20 protein-coding genes and 1 tRNA gene are annotated in these 22,058 nt (G+C 70.8%); 3 read left to right on the top strand and 18 right to left on the bottom strand.

Annotated elements, in window-relative coordinates:
* Nucleotides 1-394 precede the first annotated feature (394 nt).
* The 11 genes from BLV24_RS14675 to xylB form a co-directional block, all read right to left on the bottom strand.
* Nucleotides 395-1,372: a TRAP transporter substrate-binding protein gene (locus tag BLV24_RS14675; RefSeq protein WP_092683090.1), complete on the bottom strand. Its 978-nt coding sequence runs from the start codon at nt 1,370-1,372 to the stop codon at nt 395-397.
* Nucleotides 1,373-1,498: 126 nt separating this feature from the next.
* Nucleotides 1,499-2,653, bottom strand: a complete 1,155-nt coding sequence (locus BLV24_RS14670) for an acyl-CoA dehydrogenase family protein (RefSeq protein WP_092683088.1) — start codon at nt 2,651-2,653, stop codon at nt 1,499-1,501.
* The gene (locus tag BLV24_RS14665) at nt 2,653-3,171 is read right to left on the bottom strand and encodes a MaoC family dehydratase (RefSeq protein WP_092683086.1); all 519 of its coding nucleotides are present in this window, start codon (nt 3,169-3,171) and stop codon (nt 2,653-2,655) included. Before BLV24_RS14665 ends, BLV24_RS14670 begins: the two co-directional genes overlap by 1 nt.
* A 112-nt stretch (nt 3,172-3,283) precedes the next feature.
* Nucleotides 3,284-4,717, bottom strand: coding sequence for an MmgE/PrpD family protein (locus tag BLV24_RS14660; RefSeq protein WP_092683084.1), 1,434 nt, complete (start codon nt 4,715-4,717; stop codon nt 3,284-3,286).
* Nucleotides 4,714-5,319, bottom strand: coding sequence for a GAF domain-containing protein (locus BLV24_RS14655; protein WP_092683082.1), 606 nt, complete (start codon nt 5,317-5,319; stop codon nt 4,714-4,716). Before BLV24_RS14655 ends, BLV24_RS14660 begins: the two co-directional genes overlap by 4 nt.
* Nucleotides 5,320-5,555: 236 nt before the next feature.
* Nucleotides 5,556-6,584 carry a TRAP transporter substrate-binding protein gene (locus BLV24_RS14650; RefSeq protein ID WP_092683080.1) on the bottom strand — a complete coding sequence of 343 codons (1,029 nt, stop codon included), beginning with the start codon at nt 6,582-6,584 and terminating at the stop codon, nt 5,556-5,558.
* Nucleotides 6,585-6,652: 68 nt separating this feature from the next.
* A complete protein-coding gene (locus tag BLV24_RS14645) occupies nt 6,653-7,942 on the bottom strand; it encodes a TRAP transporter large permease (RefSeq protein ID WP_092683078.1) in 1,290 nt (429 codons plus the stop codon).
* On the bottom strand, nt 7,939-8,505 hold the full coding sequence (locus BLV24_RS14640; RefSeq protein ID WP_092683077.1) for a TRAP transporter small permease subunit: 567 nt from the start codon (nt 8,503-8,505) through the stop codon (nt 7,939-7,941). The genes BLV24_RS14645 and BLV24_RS14640 overlap by 4 nt, the downstream gene beginning before the upstream one ends.
* A complete protein-coding gene (locus BLV24_RS22025; protein ID WP_092683075.1) occupies nt 8,502-9,440 on the bottom strand; it encodes a hypothetical protein in 939 nt (312 codons plus the stop codon). The genes BLV24_RS14640 and BLV24_RS22025 overlap by 4 nt, the downstream gene beginning before the upstream one ends.
* A 53-nt stretch (nt 9,441-9,493) precedes the next feature.
* Nucleotides 9,494-10,378 carry a polysaccharide deacetylase family protein gene (locus BLV24_RS14630; protein WP_092683073.1) on the bottom strand — a complete coding sequence of 295 codons (885 nt, stop codon included), beginning with the start codon at nt 10,376-10,378 and terminating at the stop codon, nt 9,494-9,496.
* A gap of 338 nt (nt 10,379-10,716) precedes the next feature.
* Nucleotides 10,717-12,213: a xylulokinase gene (gene xylB, locus BLV24_RS14625; protein ID WP_245710584.1), complete on the bottom strand. Its 1,497-nt coding sequence runs from the start codon at nt 12,211-12,213 to the stop codon at nt 10,717-10,719.
* A 272-nt stretch (nt 12,214-12,485) separates the two neighbouring features.
* On the opposite strand from xylB, the gene BLV24_RS21655 reads away from it, so the two are divergent.
* Entirely contained in the window at nt 12,486-12,701 is a 216-nt protein-coding gene (locus tag BLV24_RS21655) for a DUF1127 domain-containing protein (RefSeq protein WP_143040324.1), read from the top strand.
* A gap of 80 nt (nt 12,702-12,781) precedes the next feature.
* On the opposite strand, the gene BLV24_RS14615 is transcribed toward BLV24_RS21655, so the two are convergent.
* From BLV24_RS14615 to BLV24_RS14595, 5 genes are all read right to left on the bottom strand, one after another.
* Nucleotides 12,782-14,278, bottom strand: a complete 1,497-nt coding sequence (locus BLV24_RS14615) for a mannitol dehydrogenase family protein (RefSeq protein WP_092683069.1) — start codon at nt 14,276-14,278, stop codon at nt 12,782-12,784.
* 135 nt (nt 14,279-14,413) lie between these two features.
* Nucleotides 14,414-15,412 carry an ABC transporter ATP-binding protein gene (locus tag BLV24_RS14610; RefSeq protein ID WP_092683067.1) on the bottom strand — a complete coding sequence of 333 codons (999 nt, stop codon included), beginning with the start codon at nt 15,410-15,412 and terminating at the stop codon, nt 14,414-14,416.
* A gap of 25 nt (nt 15,413-15,437) precedes the next feature.
* Nucleotides 15,438-16,268, bottom strand: a complete 831-nt coding sequence (locus tag BLV24_RS14605; protein WP_092683065.1) for a carbohydrate ABC transporter permease — start codon at nt 16,266-16,268, stop codon at nt 15,438-15,440.
* 3 nt (nt 16,269-16,271) lie between these two features.
* Entirely contained in the window at nt 16,272-17,144 is an 873-nt protein-coding gene (locus BLV24_RS14600) for a carbohydrate ABC transporter permease (RefSeq protein WP_092683063.1), read from the bottom strand.
* 145 nt (nt 17,145-17,289) lie between these two features.
* Nucleotides 17,290-18,606 carry an ABC transporter substrate-binding protein gene (locus BLV24_RS14595; RefSeq protein WP_092683061.1) on the bottom strand — a complete coding sequence of 439 codons (1,317 nt, stop codon included), beginning with the start codon at nt 18,604-18,606 and terminating at the stop codon, nt 17,290-17,292.
* Between the two features lie 194 nt (nt 18,607-18,800).
* On the opposite strand from BLV24_RS14595, the gene BLV24_RS14590 reads away from it, so the two are divergent.
* Complete coding sequence (locus tag BLV24_RS14590; RefSeq protein ID WP_218133436.1) at nt 18,801-19,997, top strand: ROK family transcriptional regulator; 1,197 nt, start codon at nt 18,801-18,803, stop codon at nt 19,995-19,997.
* 87 nt (nt 19,998-20,084) lie between these two features.
* Nucleotides 20,085-21,023, top strand: coding sequence for a carbohydrate kinase family protein (locus tag BLV24_RS14585; RefSeq protein ID WP_092683057.1), 939 nt, complete (start codon nt 20,085-20,087; stop codon nt 21,021-21,023).
* 155 nt (nt 21,024-21,178) lie between these two features.
* On the opposite strand, the gene BLV24_RS14580 is transcribed toward BLV24_RS14585, so the two are convergent.
* Together BLV24_RS14580 and BLV24_RS14575 are read right to left on the bottom strand one after the other, a co-directional pair.
* Nucleotides 21,179-21,254: transfer RNA gene (locus BLV24_RS14580), tRNA-Val, on the bottom strand.
* 35 nt (nt 21,255-21,289) lie between these two features.
* Nucleotides 21,290-22,030: an HAD-IA family hydrolase gene (locus BLV24_RS14575; protein WP_092683055.1), complete on the bottom strand. Its 741-nt coding sequence runs from the start codon at nt 22,028-22,030 to the stop codon at nt 21,290-21,292.
* Between the last annotated feature and the right edge of the window lie 28 nt (nt 22,031-22,058).

The following is a 22,058-nucleotide window of genomic DNA, read 5'->3' as shown; positions in this document are numbered from 1 at the left end:
GGTCCCGGTCGGTTGGGGGATGGGCGGGTCAGCCGGCCTCGCCGCGGGCGTTCCCGGCGCGGGCGTTCCCGGCGCAAGCGGTGGCGTCGCGCGCGGAGGCGGCGGCCGGACCGCCCGGCAGGCGTCGGACCGGAGGGCGTCGGGCTGCGGAACGGGCGGGAGGCGAGGAACGGGCGCGCATCGTGAGCGACTCCGGGTTGGGAGAGGCGGGGGGAGAGAGGCCTTCGCCGGCCCCGGTCTTCGTCGCGGACCGGCGGGGGCGAGGTCTCGGGCGGGGCGAGCGCGCCGCGGCGCTCCCCCCGGTCCCGCCCGCCCCCGGCCGATCGGGGGCGAAACCGAAAGCGAAACCGAAACCGGGGTCCGGGCGCGCGGCCCGGACCCCGGCGGGGTCGGCTTACTCGGCGGTCCGGGCCTTGAATTCTTCGATGATCGGGCCGGCCTCGGGCACGCGGGCGACGAAATCGTCGGCCATGTCGGCGGTCACTTCGCGCATCTTGGCGAGGATCTCCGGCGACGGGGCCTGAACGGTCATCCCGTTCTCCTGCAACTGGGCCATGCGCTTGGCGTGCTCGGCCTCGGAGATCGCCCAGAACTCCGGCTCCATCTTCTCGGCCAGGCTCTCCATGATCCCGCGCTGCTCTTCGGTCAGCTCGCTCCAGTAGTCGAGGTTCACCACCAGCACGTTGGTCGCCCACAGGTGGTTGGTGTTGTAGACGTGGTCGAGGAATTCCCAGTATTTCTGCGCCGCCGCGGTCGAGCCCGAAGTCATCACCGCGTCCAGCTTGCCGGTGGCCAGCGCCGGCACGATGTCGGCGTTGTTCATCTGCAGCGCCGCCATGCCGAGCCGCGCGACCATGGTGGCGGTGTTGGCGTCATAGGTGCGCATCTTGATGCCTTCGAAGTCCTCGAAGGTGTTGATCTCCTTCTTGGTGAAGAAGTTCTGCGACGGCCAGGGCGCCATGTAGAGCGGCTTCTGGTTGCGCTTCTCCAGCTCGGCTTCCCAGATCGGGCGCACCAGCGAATGCATGACCTTCAGCTGCGCGTAGTCCTTCACCAGGAAGGGGATCGCCTCGATGCCCAGGATCGGCACGTCGCCGACATTCTGGAACATGCCGTATTCGGCCATGGGGACGGCGCCGTCCTCCACCGCGCGCAGGCTCTCATTGGCCTTCACGCCCAGCGCGCCGCCGGGGTGGATGGTCAGTTTGACCTCGCCCCCGGTCGCCTCTTCGACGGCCCTGGCATAGGCCATGCCGTTGACGGTGTGGAATTCGGTCGCCCCCCAGGGGAAGGCGACGTCCCATTCCGCCGCGGCGGCGGGAAGGGCGAGGGCGCCGGCGAAAAGGCCGGCCACGGCGAGGCGCAGGGTCATGCGGGAAACCTCCAGGGGTCTGTTGGACGCTGTTGGACGTTGTTGAACGGGGCGGCCGGACCCGGTTCTGCGCCGGGATCTCGGGTCGGACAGGAGGGCGCCCCGGCGGGGACGCCCCCCCGGAGATCACGCCGGCGACCGCTCCATCAGCTGCCGGGCGATGATGATGCGCTGCATTTCGTTGGTGCCCTCGCCGATGCACATCAGCGGGGCGTCGCGGTAATACCGCTCCACGTGCAGTTCCTTGGAATAGCCGTAGCCGCCATGGATCCGCATGGCGTCGAGGCTGTTGGCGACCGCGGCTTCGGAGGCGGCGTATTTCGCCATCCCCGCCTCCATGTCGCAGCGCTCGCCCCGGTCATAGGCGGCGGCGGCGTCATAGGTCAGCAGGGTGGCGGCGCGGGCGCGGGTGGCCATTTCCCCGAGCATGAGCTGGATGGCCTGATGCTCGCCGATCTTCTTGCCGAAGGTCTTGCGGATCTGGGCGTACTGGACGGAATCCTTGAGCGCGGCGGAGGCCAGCCCGCAGCCGCGCGCGGCGACGTTGATGCGGCCCAGTTCCAGCCCGCCGACGGCGGTCTGGAATCCCTTGCCCTCGACCCCGCCGATCAGGCGGTCGCCGCCGACGCGGAAGTTCTCGAAGACCAGCTCGGCCGAGTCGATGCCCTTGTAGCCCAGCTTCTCCAGCTTTCTGGAGACGGTGAACCCCTCGCCCTTCTCGGCGAGGAACATGGACATGCCCTTGTGGCGCGGCGTCGCCTCCGGATCGGTCTTGACCAGCAGCGCGAAGACCGAGCCGTGGATGCCGTTGGAGATCCAGGTCTTGGTCCCGTCGATGACGTAGCCGTTGCCGTCCCTGCGCGCGCGGGTGCGGATGCCCTGAAGGTCGGTGCCCGCGTCGGGTTCGGTCAGCGCCAGGCCGCCGCGGAGTTCTCCGGTGGCGAAGCGGGGCAGCCATTCGGCCTTCTGCTCCGGCGTGCCCATGCGGGTGACGCAGGACGCCATGATGAGGTGGGAATTGAAGATGCCCGACAGGCTCATCCAGGTTTCGGCGATCTTCTCCACGATCATCGCGTAGGTGGTCGCCGACAGGCCGAGCCCGCCGTATTCCTCGGGGATGGTGGCGCCGAAGAGGCCCAGTTCGGCCATCTGGCCCACCATCTCCTCGGGCCATTCGTCGGCATGTTCGAGCTTGAGCACATGCGGGCGCACGTCCCGCTCCAGCCATTTCTCGACCGCCTCCAGGATCATGCGGTCGTCGTCGGAGAGCGCGGCGGCCATCAGTAGCCCGCCTTCTCTTCGTTCTCGAAGCCCTGCTTGGCGACGAGCACGGTGCGCACGAAGGAGCAGACCTCCTTGCCGTTCTGGTTGAAGCCGCGGGTGGCGACGGTGACGAGGCCGGCGCCCGGGCGGGACTTGCTCTCGCGCTTGTCGAGCACCTCGGATTCGGCGGTCAGCGTGTCCCCGGCGAAGAGCGGGAAGGTCAGCTTGATGTCGGTCCAGCCCAGGTTGGCGATGGCCTTCTGGGAGACGTCGGTCACCGACATGCCGACCATCAGCGCCACGGTGAGCGGCGAGCAGACGATGGTTTTCCCGAACTCGGAATGCCTGGCGTATTCCTCGTCGAAATGCATCGGATGGGTGTTCATCGTCAGCAGGGTGAACCAGGTGTTGTCGGTCTCGGTGATGGTCCGGCCGGGGCGATGCTCGTAGATGTCGCCCGGCTGGAAATCCTCGAAATAGCGCCCGAAGCGCTCCCGGTAGCGGTTCTCGCCGACTTTCTCGATGGTTCCGGCCATGGGTCCTGGTCGCCTTTTTATGGCGCGGCGCGGGGGCCGCATTTGTCTGGACTATCGGCTCTGCCCTGCGATTCTGTCAAGGAGTTGTCCGGACAAATTTGCGGCCTGCGGGTCAGTCCCGTGCGCCGGGGATCACCGTCATGCGGGCGAGCGCGCCGGCGTCGTCCAGCGTCTCGGCGGCGGCGACGGCGGCGATCAGGGCGTCGGCCGCGTCTCCGGCCATCGGGGCGCGGCCCCAGCCGACGCAGCGTCGGAACTTGGCGAGGTTCTCGTCGTCGGTCAGCGCCGCCATCGGGTGGCCGTAGACATGGGGGAGGTCGATCTCGTGGATCGTCCCGTCGGTCAGCGTCACCTGCCACCATTGCGGGGCCAGCGCGCTCTGCGAGGGGTTGTCGTCGGTCTCCACCTCCACCCGCGCGGCGAAGTCGTGGATCCGCGGATCGGCCAGCACTTCGGGGTCGGAGAACTCGGGCACGTCGACCTTGCCGCGCGCCAGCCAGGCGCCGGCCACGAAACGCAGGCAGAGCTTGGCGTAGTTGGGCTCGGGGTTGGGGATGTCCGGGCGCCCGACCAGGCGGGTGACCAGCGGCGGGGCGGTCCCCTTGACCGAGGCCACGTCTTCCGGCGCGAAGCCATGGGCGGCGGTCAGGCGCATCAGCGCATCCACGACGCCGTGGGTGAGCCGGCCGGAGGGGAAGGGCTTGTGCGACAGGCGTGAGACCTGCCATTCGCGCCCCAACGTCTCCCGGATCGGGGCGAGATCGAAGGCCCCGTCCTCCAGCAGCCGGAAGTAGCCGTAGGGCCCGTCGAACACGTCATGCGGGCCGCGGAAGCCAGCGCGGGCGAGGTCGATGGCGCAGATCGCGGCGCGGGCGTTGAAACCGATCTGGAGGCCCAGCACCGGCGAGCCCTCGACATGCGGCTGCAGGGTTCCGGAGGTCTGGCCATACATGGCGCCGAAGGCGTCCTTCACTCCGGTCTTGTCCAGTCCTTCCAGCCGGGCCATGGCGGCCACGGCGCCGAAACCGCCGGCGGTGGCGGGGCGGAACCAGCGGATCGGGCCGTGGGCGGCGACGCCCATCAGGGTGGCCACGTCGATCCCGATGCACATGGCCAGCAGGAAGTCCCGGCCCGAGACCGGCTGTCCCCGCCCCGCGCGGCGCTCGCAAAAGGCCATCAGCGCCGACAGCACGGTCGCCATGGGATGCACCACCGCGGCTTCGTGCACGCAGTCGTATTCCAGGCAGTGGATCTGGTAGGCGTTGACCACCGCGGCCTGGGTGGCGGGCAGGCGTTCGCCGGTCACCCAGACGGTGGCCTCGTCGCCGTCGCCCCAGCCGCGGGCGGTGTCGATCAGCGCGTCGATGGCCGCGCCCCGCGACCCCGCGATGGCCACGCCCAACGTGTCCAGCAGGTAGGTGCGGGCCCGGTGCAGGTCGTGGTCCGACAGGTCCTCGTAGCGGGCGCCGAGAACGTGGTCGACGATGACGTCGACGATCGGGGCGTCGGCGGCGGCGTCGGGGGGGGTGTCGGTCGTGTGGGTCATGCGTGCTCCTCCGCGCGCCAGAGGTCGGGGGCGGGATAGTCGGCGGCGAGCCAGGCCTCGCCGCTCCGCGAGGCCCAGCTCAGCGCGGCGGACCAGGCGAGGCGGCCCAGCCGGGCGAGATCGGTCGCGTCATAGGTCAGCCGCGCCTGCGAGGCGGCGACGATCTGGCCGACCAGCCGGCCGCCCGCGAAGAACGGGTGATAGATCGACGACCCCATGCGCGAGGTCTTGAGGAACTGGCGGAAGCCCGCGTCCGCGTCGGTATTGGCCACCAGCACCGGGCGCCGGTCGGCGACCACCACGCCGGGATGGTTCCAGTCGATTGGGATGCACAGGCGGCGCTGCTCGGGCGGGAAGCCGGCGGAGGCCACCAGCATGTTGTAGCGCCGGTCGGGGGTGACGAGGAACACGCCGCCGATGCGGTAGTCGCGCTCGCCCGCTTTCAGCCCGCCGGGGGCCGCGGCGGCGTCGGGATCGCCGAGCCCGGCCCGGGCGGCGGCGGTCAGCGCGGCGAAGGCGCGCTCCAGATCCTCGGCGGCGGCGGCGCCGGCGGCGGCGTCCAGCAGCAGGGCGTCGAATTCGGGGTCGGTCAGGCGAGGCATCGGGCGCGGATCCAGAGACAGGCGGGAGGCCGTCGGGCGACGACGAAACGCGAGGGCGGGCTCGGGCGGGGAAAAAGCCCTCCCGCAGCGGCCCGGCAAAGACCGCCGCGGGAAGGAGAGCCGCCCGGCGAGCCAACACGCTCCGGACGGCCGGCCGCCCGGCCCGACAGGGGGCGCGCCGGGCGGAAGGCGGGCGGCGGCGCCGGCGTCGCGCGCCGGCGCCGCCGCAGGACGGGTCAGTCGATGGTCAGGCCGACGACCGGGCCGATCTCGGCGTTCCACATCCCGGTGCAGGCCTCGCCGCAGCGGGCCTTGAAGCCGGGCAGAACCGCTTCGAGCATGGCCTTGCGGCGCAGCTCCACGTCTTCGGGGGTCGGGTCGACGCGGACCATGCCGGCGGGCTCGCCCTCGGGGCAGGGGCCGGCGGTATTGCAGGCGATGCCGATTTCGTTCTCCTTGGCGTTCAGCGCCCACATCTCGGCTTCGAGCTTGGAGATCTCGGTCCGCATCAGGGTCTGTTGCGCCTCGGGCAGACCGTCCCACCAGGCCTTGTTGGCCATGGTCGCGCCCGAGCCCCAGTTGATCGGCAGGGTGTAGAGATAGCCCGCGCCCTCGTGCCACTTGGCCGAATAGCCGCCCAGCGTGCCGGTGATGGCGCAGTCGATGACGCCCTGCTGGAGGCCCTGCTGGACCTCGCCGAAGGCCATGGCCACGGCCTGGCCGCCGAAATACTCGATGAAGTCGGCCTGGGAGGCGCCGGAGGACCGCACCTTCCTGCCCTTCAGGTCCGCCAGGCCGGAGAACTCATCGCGGCAATAGAGGATCTGGGCCTGGTAGGAATGCAGGGACAGGATCTCCAGCCCCATCTCCTCGGCGTAATACTTCGAGAGCGTCGGGCGGAACGCCTCGGTCACCGCCTTGAACTCCTCGATCGTGGGGTTGAGCCCGGCGAGGTCGGTGGCGTCGTTGATCGGCACGTCGCCCGCCGAATGGCCGAGCTGGCCGGTGGCCACGTTCATCACGCCCTGGCCGAGCAGCCGGTAGATCTCCGGCCCCTTCAGGCCCATCTCGTTCCACGGCTTGAAGTTGGCGGTGATTTCGCCGCCGGAGATCTCGGGCAGCTTCTCGTTCCAGAACGGCGCTTCGAGCGTCTTGGACTGGGTGGTGATGCCGAGATTGCCGACGACGTTGACGGTCAGCGCCTGCGCGGCGCCGGCCGCGGCCAGCAGCGCCGTGGCGCCGGCGAGGATGGTCTTGATGCGCATGGGGTGGTCCCTCCTTCTGTTGGTCGTGACGTTGGTCGTTGCGATCGCCTGCCGGGCGCCGGGCCGGGTCACATGGCGATCCCTGGCAGCCACAGGGCCAGGTCGGGGGCGAGGATCAGCAGCCCGATCATGGCGAGCATCATGGCGAGGAAGGGCAGGGCGCCGAGCATCACCTGCCGGATCGGGCCGGAGGAGGCGCCGCGCACCCCCTGCACCACGAACAGGTTGACCCCGATCGGGGGCGTGATCAGCGCCGCCTCGATGAGGATCATGAACAGCACCCCGAACCACACCAGGTCGAAGCCCAGCGCGGCGACGACGGGGGCGATGATCGGGGTGGTGGCGACCATCAGGGACAGGGTCTCCATGAAGCAGCCCAGCACCAGATAGGCGCAGACGATGATCAGAATGACCGTGACCGGCGCGACCTCGAGCGCGGTCATGGCGCCGGTGATGGCCGTGGTCAGCCCGGTGGAGACCATCACGAAGTTGAGGAAGAAGGCCGCGACCACGATCAGCATGACCATGGCGGTGGTGCGCATCGCGCCCTCCAGCGCCGCCCAGAGCGAGGCGCGCGACAGCTTCCCCCGCGCGGCGGCCAGCGCCAGCGAGGCGACGACGCCCAGCGCCGCGGCCTCGGTCGGGGTCGCGAAACCGGCGTAGATCGAGCCGACGACCACGCAGAACAGCCCCAGCGGCGCCGCCAGCGCCCGCAGCCCGCGCCAGCGCGCCGCCCAGTCGGCGTTCCCCCGCCCGCCGTCCAGCCCCGGGCGGAAGATGCAGATGGCGGCGATGACGCCGGAGAACAGCAGCGCCAGCATCAGCCCCGGGATCAGGGCGGCGAGGTAGAGCCGGGTCACCGACACTTCCGCCAGCACGCCGTAGAGGATCATGTTGACCGAGGGCGGAATGAGGATGCCCAGCGTCCCCCCGGCGGCGATCGACCCGAGATAGAGCGAGGGGTTGTAGCCCAGCCGCGTCATGTTGGGGATCGCCACGGTCCCGATGGTCGCCGCCGTGGCCACCGACGACCCCGAGGTCGCCGCGAACAGGGTGCAGGAGGCGATGTTGGTGTGCATCAGCCCGCCCGGCACCCGGTTCACCCAGGCGTCCACGCCCTCATACATGTCGCGCGCGATGCCGGCGCGCAGCAGGATCTCGCCCATCAGGATGAACATGGGGGCGGCGACCAGCACGAACTCGGTGGAGGCGGACCACAGGATCTCGCCCAGCGCGGGCAGGAGGGGGAAGAAGGAATAGATCTCCGACAGCGATACCGCGAGGATGCCGAGCGCGGCGGCCACGGGCAGGGCCAGCGCGATCAGCGCGGCCAGGATCAGGGCGGCGACGCCGATCATGCGGTGTCCTCCTCGCGCATGACGCCGGCGGCGGCGTGGACTTCGGCGAAACGGCCGCGCGCCAGCCGCAGCAGCGCCTGCGCGGCGAGCAGCACGGCGATGCCGGCGAACCAGGTGAGCCCCGCGGCCCAGACCGACTGGGGGATGACCAGCGGCAGGCGCAGGGTGGAATTGGGCATCGCCCCCATGGCGGCGGAGCGCATCGCCACTCCCCAGCCATGCCAGGCCATGGTCGAGGCCATGGCCGCCAGCGCCAGCAGCGCCAGCGCGTCCAGCCCCGCGCGGGCGGCGAGGGGCAGGCGGGCGTAGAGCAGGTCGATGCGGATATGCGCGCGCTCGGTCAGCGCATAGGCGAAGCCGAAGGCGACGGCGGCGGCGAAGCCGAAATTGGTCAGCTCGAAACTGTGCAGCCGGATCTCGGAGCCCAGCCCGCCGGGCAGGTTGCGCAGGATCACCTCGGCGGTGACCAGCACCGCGCAGGCCAGCACCACCAGCCCGCCCAGCCGGGCCGACCAGCGCGAGGCGGCGCGCACCGCGCGCTCGAATTGCGCTTCCAGGCTCATGCGGTTCCCCTTTCCCGGCCAAGCCGGGCGAATAGCGGGCGCATCAGCAGCGGCGCCGCGTAGATCGGGATCTGGGCGGTGACCACCACCAGGGCGATCCGGTCCTCCACCGCGCCGGTGACCGCGGCCACCATCAGCGCCATGTTGCGCACCGCGCAGGCCAGCCCCGCCGCCGCCGACCGGTCCCGCCCAGCGCCGCGGAACAAAAGCGCGGCGCCGAGGCAGGCGCCCGCCGACAGCGCCCAGGTCGCGGCCAGGATCGCCAGCCAGCCCGAGAGGTCGGAGAGGATCGGCGCGCGGATGTCCTCGGTGATCGCGAAGCCGATCAGCGCCATCAGCGCCACCGCCGCGGCGTCGAGCGGGGCGGCCGCGCGGTTCACCCGCGCCGCCCCCAGCACCCGGCGCGCCAGCAGCGCCAGCCCGAAGGCCGCGAAGATCAGCCCGGCGAGCCGCAGCGACAGGGCGGTGACGTCCACCCCCTGCTCCATCCCCGGCAACAGCGCGGTGACCGCCCAGACGGTCGCCGGCGCGATCAGGGTGGCGGGGATCGACAGCGCGGTCACATAGGCCGGGTCGATGCGCACGATGATGGCGAAGGCGGCCGAGGACGACAGCGGCGGCGCCGCCGCGCAAAGCGCCAGCCCCGCCGCCAGCCAGGACGGCGCCCCCAGCGCGAAGGCGATGCCGGCGGCCAGCGCCGGCGCCGCGATCAGCATGGCCGCGCAGACGGCGGCGACATGGCCGGGCCGGTCGAAGGCGGCGCGCAGGCGCGCGGGCTCCACCCGCAGCATCGACAGCACCACCAGCGCCACCGACAGCGGCGCCACCCAGGGGCGCAGGGCGGCCGTCGCGTCCGGCGCCGCCAGCCCGACGGCCAGCGCCGCCGGCATCATCAGCGGGGCCGAGGCCGCGAACCGGCGCAGCGCGCCGCTCATCGGATCCGCCTGCGGGTGGTGGCTTCGCCCCGGGTCATCTCCGCCGCGCCCCCTCAGCCCTGCCAGGGGCAGCACTGGCGGAAGCGCTCGGCGATCTGGCCGCGCTGGGCGATCCAGACCCCCTCGTCCTGCGCCGCGGTGACATGGGTCAGGAACTCGTCCAGCGCCCAGATCCGCCCGGGCCGGCCGATGATGCGCAGGTGAAGACCCACGTTCAGCATCTTCGGCCCCTCGGTCCTGCTTTCCTCCAGCAGCCAGTCGAAGGACTTCTTCGCGTAGTCCAGCCACGCCTGCGGGGTCAGCGAGGGCGAGGTCCAGAACTTCATGTCATTGGTGTCGATGGCGTAGGGCATGCAGATGAGCGGCCTGACCGAGCCGTCCTCCATCTCCACCGGCTCCCAGCGCGGCACGTCGTCGGACAGGTCGTCCATGTGATAGTCGTAGCCCTCCTCCACCAGCAGCCGCCGGGTGCGCGGCGTGTGGAGATAGCGCGACAGCCAGCCCCTGGGGCGGGTCCCGGTGGTGGTCTCGATCGAGGCGGCGGCCTTGGCGATGAACTCGCGTTCGCGCGGTTCGTCGTAGGAGAACTGGTGGATCCAGCGATAGCCGTGCGAGGTCGGCTCGTGCCCGCCGTCGCGGATCATCGCGGCGATATGGGGCGCGCGTTCGAGGCTGAGCGCCGCGGCGGTGACGGAGGTGGTCACGCCGTGCTTCTCCAGCAGCTTGAAGATGCGCGGGCCGCCGGCGCGGATGCCGTATTGATAGTTGGATTCGTTGGCGTAGTTGCGGATGGGGGCGCCGAGCGCCACGCCCAGCTCGTCCACCGGCTCCGGCTTCTTGTCGCCGTCGGCGATGGACATCTCGGAGCCTTCCTCGACATTCACCACCACCGAAAGCGCCAGGGTCTTGCCGTCCGGCCAGCTGAGTTCGCCCGTCATGTTGTCCTCCGTCGCGGTCCGGTCGCAGGTTTGTCCGGACAAATTCAACATTCAGGTCCGGACAGGACTTGTCAAGCGCGCGCAGACGGGCGGACGACCGCTTTTGCGGCAGAGGGGGCTCAAGAGCCTGTTGAATATGCGGATCAGGAGGCGGACGCCTTCAGGATAGGACATTTGGTCCGATGGATGCGGAAAAAATCCATATCAATTCGCGACGGAAAGGGGGGCTGCCGCCCGCGCGTAAAAAAGCGCCGCATCGGAGGGACCGACGCGGCGCAGGTTGCAGGTCTGGGCTCGGGAGGAGACCGGCCGTGACCTGATGCGATTCCGTTCGGCCCCTAGCCCCCCGCGGCGCCCAGCGCGGGATAGAGCCCGCGATGCCGGCCATGGGCCGCGGCGTAGGCGTCGGCGAGCGCGGGGTCGGGCAGGATCTCGGACTCGGTGGCGGGCGGGGCGCAGACCGCCATGGGCTCGGCGCCCTCGGCCGCGATCAGCGCCAGGCGCGCGGCGCCCAGCGTGGCGCCGAACTCGCCCGAAGCGGGGATGTCGATGGGAACCCCCAGCGCGTTGGCGACCGAGATCAGCCAGACCCGCGACCGGCTGCCGCCGCCGACCGCGGTGGCGCGCTCCACGTCCTGTCCGGCGGCGCGCAGGGCGTCGAGGCAGTCGCGCAGGCAAAAGGCGACGCCGTCCATCACCGCGCGGGTCAGCATGGGGCGGTCGGCGGCGTGGGACAGGCCGAAAAAGCCGCCGCGCACCGCGGCGTCGTTATGCGGCGTCCGCTCGCCGGCCAGGTAGGGCAGGAAGGCGACGGGGCCGGGGGCCTGCGCGGTCTCGTCCAGCTCGGCCGCCAGCGCCGAGGCGGGCTGGCCGGCGATGCGCGCGAACCAGTCCAGCGCCGAGGCCGCGGACAGGATCACCCCCATCTGGCACCACATGCCGGGCAGCGCGTGGCAGAAGGCGTGCACGGCGCTGTCGGGCGCGGGCAGGCAGCGCCCGGTCGCGGCGAAGAGCACGCCGGAGGTGCCCAGCGACACGAAGGCCGCGCCGGGCCGCACGGCGCCGGTCCCGATGGCGGAGGCCGCGTTGTCGCCGCCGCCGCCGGCCACCACGACCCCCTCCGGCATCCCCCAGCGCCGGGCGAGGGCGGGGCGCAGGGTTCCCGAGACCTCGGTCCCCTCCACCAGCTCCGGCATCTGGCCGCGCTCCATGCCGCCGGCCGCGAGCAGGTCGGGCGACCACGCCCGCGCGCCGACGTCCAGCCAGCCGGTGCCGGCGGCGTCGGAGACATCCGACACATGCGCCCCGGTCAGCCACAGCCGCAGATAGTCCTTGGGCAGCAGCACTTTGCGAATGCGCGCGAACAGCGCCGGCTCATGCGTCGCCATCCAGGCGAGCTTCGGCGCGGTGAAGCCGGGGAACACGATGTTGCCCGAGATCGCGCGGAACCGCGGATCGGCGTCGAGCCGCGCCGCCTCGGCCGCCGAGCGCACGTCGTCCCACAGGATGCAGGGGCGCAGCGGCCGGTCGGCCTCGTCCAGCAGGGTCGCGCCATGCATCTGGCCCGACAGCCCGATGCCGCGCACGCGCCCCATGTCCTCGGGCGCCTGGGCGGCCAGCGCGGCCACCGCGCGGTCGGCGGCGGCGAGCCAGGCCTCGGGCGATTGCTCGGACCAGCCGGGACGGGGGCGCGAGACCTCCAGCCCCGCATCGGCCGAGGCCACGACCCGCTGCGCGCCGTCGATCAGCAGCGCCTTGAGCCCCGAGGTGCCCAGATCCAGCCCCAGATAACGCCCGCCCGAAGGGGCGCCGGCCATGCCCACGGCGCCGGTCATGCCCGGATCCCTTCCACGCGTTGCGTAAACCATCGGGAAAGAGGCCATGCGTCCGCCGCATGACGGGATTGCTCGCGCGCCCTCTTTCCGGGATGTATGCGCCGGTCTACATGCCGTCTCGACCGTGGCGCCGAATGCGCTGCGAAGCGCGGCTCGCCACCCGGCGCCGCGCGCCCCCTGAACCGCAACGCACTCACGGATGCGCCGCGAACCCGGCCGGGACGCCCCCGGCCCCTTTCGCGATGCCGTCCGATACGCTCTGGAGACACGACATGACCTCGATCGCTTTCGCCAACACCGCCGCCCGCTCCTCCGCCGGAACCGGCTTTTTCCGCGACCTGATGGACGGCCTGGCCCGTCGCCGGTCCTTCGCTCGCACCCGCGCGTCGCTGGAGCGGCTGTCGGACGCCGCCCTGGCCGATATCGGCCTGGAGCGCGGCGACATCCCCTCCGCCGCGGCCCGCGCCGCCTACGGCGCGAACTTCTGATCCCTCGCCGGGATCATCATCGCGAACCGCTCTGATCGGGCCCGCCATGCGCGGGCCCGAAGCCTGTCCGGAGGCCGGTTTCATCGCCCCAGCGGCGCGCCGGCGGGCAGGGAGAGGTAACGCGCTAGCGTCGCCGCCGTCCCGTCGCGCCACAGCATCGTCAGCGCCTCGTCGAAGGCGGTCGAGAACGCCGGCGCCTCGCCCAGATCCCCGAAGATGTCGCGCAGGCCGAGGAAGGCCGCGGGCTCCGCCTTCGCCGTCAGCGCCGCGGCGCGGAGCCGGTCGGCCTGCTCGTCCTCCAGCGCATATTCGCGTCCCGTCTCCGAGCCGCCCGCGAGATAGCGGCACCACAGCGCGCTCTCCAGCGCCAGGCCGGTCACGGGCGCGCCCTGCGCCACCCGGTCCTTCGTGGAGGGCAGGATGAACTTCGGCTGCCGGTTGGACCCGTCGAGGCAGAGCCGCGCGATGGTGTCCTTCACCTCCGGATTGGCGAAGCGCGACTTGATGAGCGTGAGATAGTCCCGCAGGTCCTGGCCCGGCGGGGGCGGGACCATGGGCACGATCTCCTCGGTCTCCACCTTGTCGAGAAAGCCCGCCACCAGCGGATGCGCCATGGCGTCATGGGCGTAATGGCAGTCCAGCAGCGCGCCGGGATAGGCGATGCAGGCATGGCCGCCGTTCAGCACCCGCAGCTTCATCTTCTCATAGGCCGAGACGTCGGCGGCGAAGGTGACGCCCACCGCCTCGAATTCCGGGCGCCCGGTGGGGAAACGGTCCTCCAGCACCCATTGGCGGAAGGGCTCGCAGAACACCGGGGAGGCGTCGTCGATCCCGAAATCGTCGCGGATCACGGCGCGGCGCGCGTCGTCGGTGACCACGGCGATGCGGTCGACCATGCCGTCGGGGGCGGCGACGTTGTCTTCCACCCAGTCGGCGAAGGCCGGATCGTGCAGACGCGCGAGCCCGGTCAGCGCCGCCATCGCCACATGGCCGTTGCCCGGGATGTTGTCGCACGACATCACCGTGAAGGGCGGGATCGAGGCCTGCCGGCGCCGGCGCAGGGCCGCGAGCATGGCCCCGAACACCGAGCCGGGCGCGTCCGGGTTGGCGGCGTCGGCCAGCATCTGGGGATGGTTCGCATCGAAATCCCCGGTGGCGCTGTCGAGGAAATAGCCGCCCTCGGTCACGGTCAGCGACACGATGCGGATGGCGGGGTCGCACATGGCCCGGATCAGGGGCGCGTTGTCGGGGGCGACCGGGGCGAAGCCGGTCATCGCCCCGCAGACCCGCGCGCGCAGGGCGCCGGGCTCCAGCTCGACCACCGTGGACAGCCAGTCCTGCGCCTCCAGCCGGGCGCGCATGTCGGCGTCGGGGGCGCGCACGCCGGCGCCCAGGATCCCCCAGTCCAGCGACTTGCCCATGGCGAACAGGTCGTCGAGATAGATCGCCAGATGCGCGCGGTGGAAGTTGCCCACCCCCACATGCAGGATGCCGGGGCTCACCCGCGCCCGATCATAGGCGGGGGCGGCCACGCCGGCGGGCAGGGCGGTCAGGGTTTCGCGCGACAGACGGATCATGTTCCGCTCCTCCCGACGGGGCGGCACGTCCGCGGCCCGCCGTCTTCATTGCAGCATTGCGGGGCGAGGCGCCCGGCCTTCAGCCGGGCCGGGGCCCTCGCCGGACTGGTCGGGCCGACGCCGCCACGGCGTCCGTCAGAGCGCGAGGCCGTCCGGGCCGAAGCGATAGACCCGGCCTTCTTCGGGGGTCAGGAACACCGTGTCGCCGTGCCGGGCCTCGAATTCGCCGGTGGCGCGGGCGGTGACGGGGCCCACGCCCTCGACCTCCACATGCAGGAAGGTGTCGGAGCCCAGATGCTCGGCCACGCCCACCTTGCCGCGCCACTGGCCGGACTCATGGGACATGACGAAATGTTCGGGGCGCACGCCGATGGTGGTCGCGCCGGCCTTCGCGGCCTCCGCCCCCTCGACCATGTTCATGGCGGGCGAGCCGATGAAGCCGGCGACGAACTTGTTGCGCGGGTTGCGGTAAAGCTCCAGCGGGGAGCCCACCTGCTCGATCTTCCCGCCCTGCAGCACCACGATCTTGTCGGCCATGGTCATCGCCTCGACCTGGTCATGGGTCACGTAGATCATGGTGGTGGCGAGCGACTGGTGAAGCTCCGAGATCTCCAGCCGCATGTTCACCCGCAGCGCGGCGTCGAGATTGGACAGCGGCTCGTCGAACAGGAACGCCGAGGGCTCGCGCACGATGGCCCGGCCGATGGCGACGCGCTGGCGCTGCCCGCCGGAAAGCTGGCCCGGCTTGCGGTCGAGATAGTCGGTCAGGTTGAGGATCTTCGCCGCGCCCTGGACCTTGGCCTCGATCGCCGCCTTGTCCATGCCCGCCATCTTCAGCGGAAAGCCGATGTTCCGGGCCACCGACATATGCGGGTAGAGCGCGTAGGACTGGAACACCATCGCCAGCCGGCGCCTGGCCGGGGGCAGGTCGGTGGCGTCTTGCCCGTCGATGACGATGCGGCCGTCGGAGACGTCCTCCAGCCCCGCGATCAGGCGCAGCAGGGTGGACTTGCCGCAGCCCGACGGGCCGACGAAGACCACGAACTCGCCGTCCTTGATCTCCAGGTCGACGCCGTGGATCACCTGCGCCTCGCCGAAGCGTTTCACCACGTTCTCAAGCGTGATCGCGCCCATGATGTCTCCTCCCCTTCAGGGTTTCTTATTTGACGGCGCCGAAGGTCAGCCCGCGCACCAGCTGCTTCTGGGAGAACCAGCCCATCACCAGGATCGGCGCGATGGCCATGGTCGAGGCGGCCGAGAGCTTGGCCCAGAACAGGCCCTCGGGGCTGGAATAGGAGGCGATGAACGCCGTCAGCGGCGCGGCCTTGGCGGCCGTCAGGTTCAGGGTCCAGAACGCCTCGTTCCAGGCCAGGATGATGTTGAGCAGAAGGGTGGAGGCGATGCCCGGCACCGCCATTGGGGCGAGCACGGACACGATTTCCTGGCGCAGGCTGGCGCCGTCCATGCGGGCGGCCTCCAGGATGTCGCCGGGGATCTCCTTGAAGTAGGTGTAGAGCATCCACACGATGATCGGCAGGTTGATCATCATCAGCACCACCACCAGCGCGATGCGGGTGTCGAGCACCCCCCAGTCCCGCGCGATCAGGTAGATCGGGACCAGCACGCCCACGGGCGGCAGCATCTTGGTGGAGAGCATCCACATCAGGATGTCCTTGGTCCGCTTGGTGGGCGAGAACGCCATGGCCCAGGCGGCGGGCACCGCGATCAGCAGGCCCAGCGCGGTGGAGCCGACCGAGATGATGACCGAGTTCATGGCGTGCAGGAAGTAGTTCGACCGCTCCTGCACCGCGAGGTAGTTCTCGAACGTCCAGTCGAAGAAGAAGAAGGTGGGCGGGGTGGTGACCGCCTCGACCTCGGTCTTGAAGCTGGTGAGGATGGTCCACAGGATCGGGAAGAACAGCACGAGCCCGATGGTCCAGCCGATCAGCGTGAACAGCGCCTTGCGCTGCGGAGTTGCGGTGCGCGACATGGCTCAGGTCTCCAGGTTCTTGCCGATCATCCGGATCAGGAAGATCGCCACGATATTGGCCAGGATCACCGCCACCACGCCGCCGGCGCTGGCCGTGCCCACATCGAACTGCAACAGCGCCTGCGTGTAGATCAGGTAGGCGATGTTGGTGCTGGCGTTGCCGGGACCGCCCGAGGTGGTCACCAGGATCTCCGCGAAGACCGACAGCAGGAAGATCGTCTCGATCAGGATCACCACGGTCAGCGCGCGCGCCAGGTGGGGCAGCGTGATGTGGAGGAAGATCGAGACGGGGCCGGCGCCGTCCATCTCCGCCGCCTCCTTCTGGTCGCTGTCGAGCGACTGCAGCGCGGTCAGGATGATCAGCGTCGCGAAGGGCAGCCAGGCCCAGGCCACGATGATGATGATGGAGAACAGCGGCATCGAGGACAGCCAGTCCACCGGCTCGGCCCCGAAGCTTCGGGCGATCCAGGCGAACAGTCCGTTCACCGGATGCATCAGCATGTTCTTCCACACCAGCGCCGAAACGGTGGGCATCACGAAGAAGGGCGCGATGGCCAGCAGCCGCACGATGCCCTGGCCCCAGAACGGCTGGTCCAGCAGGATCGCAAGGAAGACGCCCCCCACCACCGTGATCAGCAGCACGCCCCCGACCAGCATCAGCGTATTGGCGAGCGCGATGGGGAAGGCGGGATCGGTGAGGAAGAATTCGTAGTTCAGGAACCCGGTGTATTCCTCCATCCCCGGCATCAGCAGGTTGTAGCGGAGGAACGAGAAGTACAGCGTCATGGCCAGCGGCACGGCCATCCAGATCAGCAGCAGGATGACGGCGGGCGACATCATCGCGCGCGCGGCGGCCTTGGTGTGAAGCGTGGCCATCGGGCCGGCCCTCCCCGGGCGTTTTTTCTGGATCAAGTGGCGCGGGCGGAGGCCATGGGGGGACATGGCCCTCCGCCCGCGCGGTCGCGCGTCAGGTCTCCGGGTCGGGCAGCGAGGACATGCCGCCCGGAGACCCTCGCGCGTCTCAGTAACCGGCGCGCTTCATCTCGCGCTCGGTCAGGGTCTGGGCGTTGGCCAGCGCCTGCTCGACGGTGATCTGCCCGGCGAGCGCGGCGGAGAACTGCTGGCCGACCGCCGTGCCGATGCCCTGGAATTCGGGGATCGCCACGAACTGCACGCCGACATAGGGCACCTCGTCGACGGTGGGGTTCTTGGGATCCGCCGCCTGGATGGAGCTCAGCGTCATCGCCGCGAAGGGCGCCGCCTCCTGGTACTTGGGGTTCTCGTAGAGCGAGGTGCGGGTGCCCGGGGGCACGTTCGCCCAGCCCTCGTTCTCCGCCACCAGCTCCAGGTAGGCCTTGGAGGTCGCCCAGGCGATGAACTTCTCGGCCGCCTCGACCTTCTCGGACGACGCGGGGATGCCGAGCGTCCAGGCCCAGAGCCAGTTGCCGCGCTTGCCCAGGCCGTTGTCCGGCGCCAGCGCGAAGCCGACGGAGTCCGCGACCTGGCTGTCATCGGGGTTGGACACGAAGGAGGCCGCCACGGTGGCGTCGATCCACATGGCGCATTTGCCGGTCTGGAACAGGGCCAGGTTCTCGTTGAAGCCATTGGACGACGCGCCCGGAGGGCCGGCGTCGTTCATCAGGTTCACGTAGAAGGTCAGCGTCTCGTTCCACTCGGGGCTGTCGAACTGGGCGTTCCAGTCCATGTCGAACCACTTGGCGCCGAAGCTGTTGGCGGCGGCGGAGAGGAACGCCATGTTCTCGCCCCAGCCGGCCTTGCCGCGCAGGCAGATGCCGTAAAGCTCGTTGTCCTTGTCGGTCAGCTTGCGGGCGGCGTCGGCGACGAAGTCCCAGGTCGGGGCGTCGGGCATGTCCAGCCCGGCGGCCTCGAACAGGTCGGTGCGGTACATGACCATGGAGCTCTCGCCGTAGAACGGCGCGGCGTAGAGCTTGCCGTCCGCGGTCAGGCCGTCGCGGATCGAGGGCAGCAGGTCGTCGACGTCGTAGTCGGCGGGCATCGACAGTTCATGCAGCCAGCCGAGCTTGGCCCAGATCGGAACCTCGTAGGTGCCGATGGTCATCACGTCGTACTGGCCGCCCTTGGTGGCGATGTCGGTGGTCACGCGCTGGCGCAGCACGTTCTCTTCCAGCGTCACCCATTCCAGCTCGATGCCGGGATTCTTGGCGGTGAAATCATCCGTCAGCTTCTGCATGCGGATCATGTCGCCGTTGTTGACGGTGGCGATGGTCAGCGTCTCGGCCGAGGCCAGCGAGGTGGTCGCCAGCAGCGCGCCCGTGAGCAGCCCTCCGGTCGCCAGTCCCCTGATGCGGATCGTCATTTCGGAGTCCTCCCTGGAAGCCCGTTGTTCTTTCCGTGTCGTTCCTTCCGCGTCGAAGCGCGCCTCCCGCGCTCTTCCGGCGTCGCTGTTTGATAGGGGGGGAAAGCGAGTCGGTCAATTATTAAATCAAGTTGATTTTGTTATCCGGCGCGCTTACGCATATCTCCAAACAGATCAATGGGAGGCGGCGAACCGTGCGAGGCGGAGACACGCGCAAGCTGCGTGCTTACAATGAGCGGATGATCGTTCAGGCGATCCGGAGCTTCGGCCCGCTGTCGAAGGCGGAGATCGCGCGCGCAACCGGCCTGTCCGCGCAGGCGGCGGCGGTCATCGTCAACGCGTTGCTGGAGGAAGGGCTGCTGATCAAGGAGCCCAAGGTCCGCGGACGCATCGGCCAGCCGCAGACCCCGCTCGCGCTCAACCCGCAGGGCGTCTATTCGCTCGGGGTCAAGATCGGCCGTCGCTCGGTCGAGGCGCTGGTCATCGACTTTCTCGGCGCGCCCGTCAGCCGGTGGGAGCGCGAGCATGACGCCCCCCTGCCGGAGATCGTGATGGACGCCGCCGGCGACGGCGTGCGCGCCGTGCTGGACGGGGCGCCGGAGGGCGCGCGGGACCGGCTGGCCGGGCTGGGCGTGGCCATGCCCGGACATTTCGACATGTGGTGGGAGGAGCTGGGCCTGCCGCCCAATTCGCTCGCCGCCTGGTCGCAGCTCGACCCCGCCGCGGCGCTGGCCGAGGAGACCGGGCTCGAGTCGGTCTTCTGCAACGACGCCACCGCGGCCTGCGCGGCGGAGCTGGCGCTGGGCGGCGCGATCTCGGCGGCCAACACGCTCTACATCTACATCGCCACCTTCGTGGGCGGCGGCGTGGTCATCGACGGCCAGCTTCAGCACGGGCCCACCGGCAATGCCGGGGCCATCGGCTCGCTTCCCGTCGCGGGGCGGGACGTGGACGGGCGGCCGCGGCAGCTGATCCACGACGCCTCGCTGATCACGCTGGAACGGGCGATGCTGCGGGCGGGGCTGGACAGCCGCGCGCATATTCACGGGACCGTGCGCTCGGACGCCGGCGACGCGATGTTCGCGACCTGGATGGAGACCGCGGCCGCGGCGCTGGCGCGGGCCTGCGCGGCGGCCTGCTCGGTGATGGAATTCGAGATGGCGGTGATCGACGGCGTGCTGAACCCGGTCTGGCGGGATCGCCTCGTGACGGCGACGCGGGAGGCGATGGCGGGGATGAACCTCGCCGGGCTCAGTCCGCTGCGCTTCGCGGCCGGGGAAACCGGGCCGGGCGCGCGGGTGCTGGGGGCGGCCTTTCTGCCCCTGCACGGCCGCTTCTCCGCCCAGGCCGCGATCTTCGTGCGCGATCTGGCCCACCCGGCCGAGACCTGAAGCGCTCTTTTCCCGCCGGCGCGGATCGTGCAGGGCGGAGCGGCGCGCGCGGCGCGCGGCGGACCACGATCACGAAAGGACCCGGACATGACCATACTCGTTTGCGGCGAGGCCCTGTTCGACGTGTTCGTGGACCAGGAGCATCCGCTGGGCTTCCGGCTGGACGCGCGCATCGGCGGCTCGGCCTTCAACCTGGCCATCGGGCTGGCGCGGCTGGGGCGCGGGGCGGGGCTGCTGACCGGCATCGGCGCCGGCGTCATGGGCCGCAAGCTGCGCGGGGCGCTGGAGGCGGAGGGGGTCGACGCGCGCTATCTCGTCGACAAGCCCGACCCGGTGACGCTGGCCATGGTCGAGGTGAAGGCGGGCGGCTCGGCCGACTACGTGTTTCACGGGGAGGGCGCCGCCGACCGCGCCGTGACCGGGGCCGACCTGCCGGAGCTGGACGGGCTGCGGGCGCTGGCCTTCGGCTGTTTCTCGTTGCTGACCCGGCCCACGGGCGACAGTTTCCTGTCGCTCGCCAGCCGGGCGCGGGCGGCGGGGCTGCCGGTGGCGCTCGACCCCAACATCCGCGCCAGCGTGGAGCCGGACATGGGCGTCTGGCGCACCCGCGTCGACGCCTTCGCCGCCTGCGCGGACATCGTGAAGGTGTCGGAGGAGGATTTCGAGGCGCTCAACCCGGGCATGTCGCCGGAGGAAGGCGCCCGGCGCTGGCTGGGGCTCGGCGCCTCGCTGGTGGCGCTGACCCGCGGCGGCGGCGGGGCCGAGGCCTGGACCGAGACGCTGCATGTGTCCTGCGAGGCGCCGCAGGTCGAGGTCGCGGACACGGTGGGGGCGGGGGATTCGTTCCTCGCCGGCCTGCTCTGCGCGCTGGACGAGGGCGGGGCGCTGACCGGGGAAGGGGTGCGCGGGCTGGACGCGGCGCGGCTGACCGCGGCGCTGGAATTCGCCTCCGCCGTCGCTTCGATCACCTGCACGCGGCGCGGCGCCGACATCCCCCGGCGGGATGAGCTGCCGCAGCGTTTCTAGGCTAGCGCGGGGGCGCGGGGGGGCGGCGACGACCCGGCGGGGCCGAACGAAAAAGCCGCCTGCGCGGATGCGCGGCGGCCTGGTCGTGTCCGGTCTTTCCCGCCTCTGGATACTGGCCCCCGAACAGGGGCCCGACGTCACGAAAGAAGGGGAAGTGGTGGGCGGTACTGGGTTCGAACCAGTGACCCCAGCGATGTGAACACTGTGCTCTACCAACTGAGCTAACCGCCCGGTGATGCGCCTCATAAGGGGCGCGCCGAGCGGGGTCAAGAGGGCTCGAACGCCGGACGCAAGGTTTCCAGCAGGGCGGGCAGTTCGGCGTAATCGCCGATCAGCGCCTCGGGCGAAAGCGACGCCAGGTTATCCGCCGAGAGCCCGAAATCCATCAGCACGCAGGGGATCCCCGCCGCCCGCGCCGCCGAGCGGTCGGTCACCGTGTCGCCGACCATGACCGAGACCGCGAGCGCGGAGCCCGCCCGCTCCGCCGCCGCCTGCACGGGGCGGGGGTCGGGCTTGGGCGCCTCCACCGAATCCGCGCCGATCAGCGACCCGAAGCGGTCCAGCACGCCCAGTTCGGCCAGCAGCAGCCGGGCCAGCCGCTCGGGCTTGTTGGTGCAGATCGCGCGCCGCCAGCCCGCGGCCTCCAGCGCGTCCAGCGCGGCGACGACGCCGGGGAACAGGCGGCTCTCGGCGGCGATGCGGGATTCGTAGGCGGCGAGGAAGAACGGCACGACCGCTTCCACCGCGGGCTCGATGCGCTCGGCCGCCCAGCCTTCGCGCGCGAGGCCGAGGCGCAGCATGGCCCGGCCGCCGCGGCCCGAGATCCCGGCATCCGCCGCCGGGTCGAGCCTTGCGGCGACGCCCATGCTCTCCAGCGCCGCGTTGGCGCCGCCGATCAGGTCGGCGGAGGTGTCGGCCAGGGTGCCGTCGAGGTCGAAGATCGCGCAGCGTGGGAACGGGGACGGGCGCGGGAACGGGCGCGGGGCCGGGGGCGGGGTGGCGCTCATGCCGCGGGGCCTTCGCGCCATTCCGAAA

The sequence above is a fragment of the Albimonas donghaensis genome, from assembly GCF_900106695.1.
Classification (GTDB): domain Bacteria; phylum Pseudomonadota; class Alphaproteobacteria; order Rhodobacterales; family Rhodobacteraceae; genus Albimonas; species Albimonas donghaensis.
Note: the sequence above shows the minus strand (reverse complement) of the source record. Positions and strands in the feature narration are given on the sequence as shown.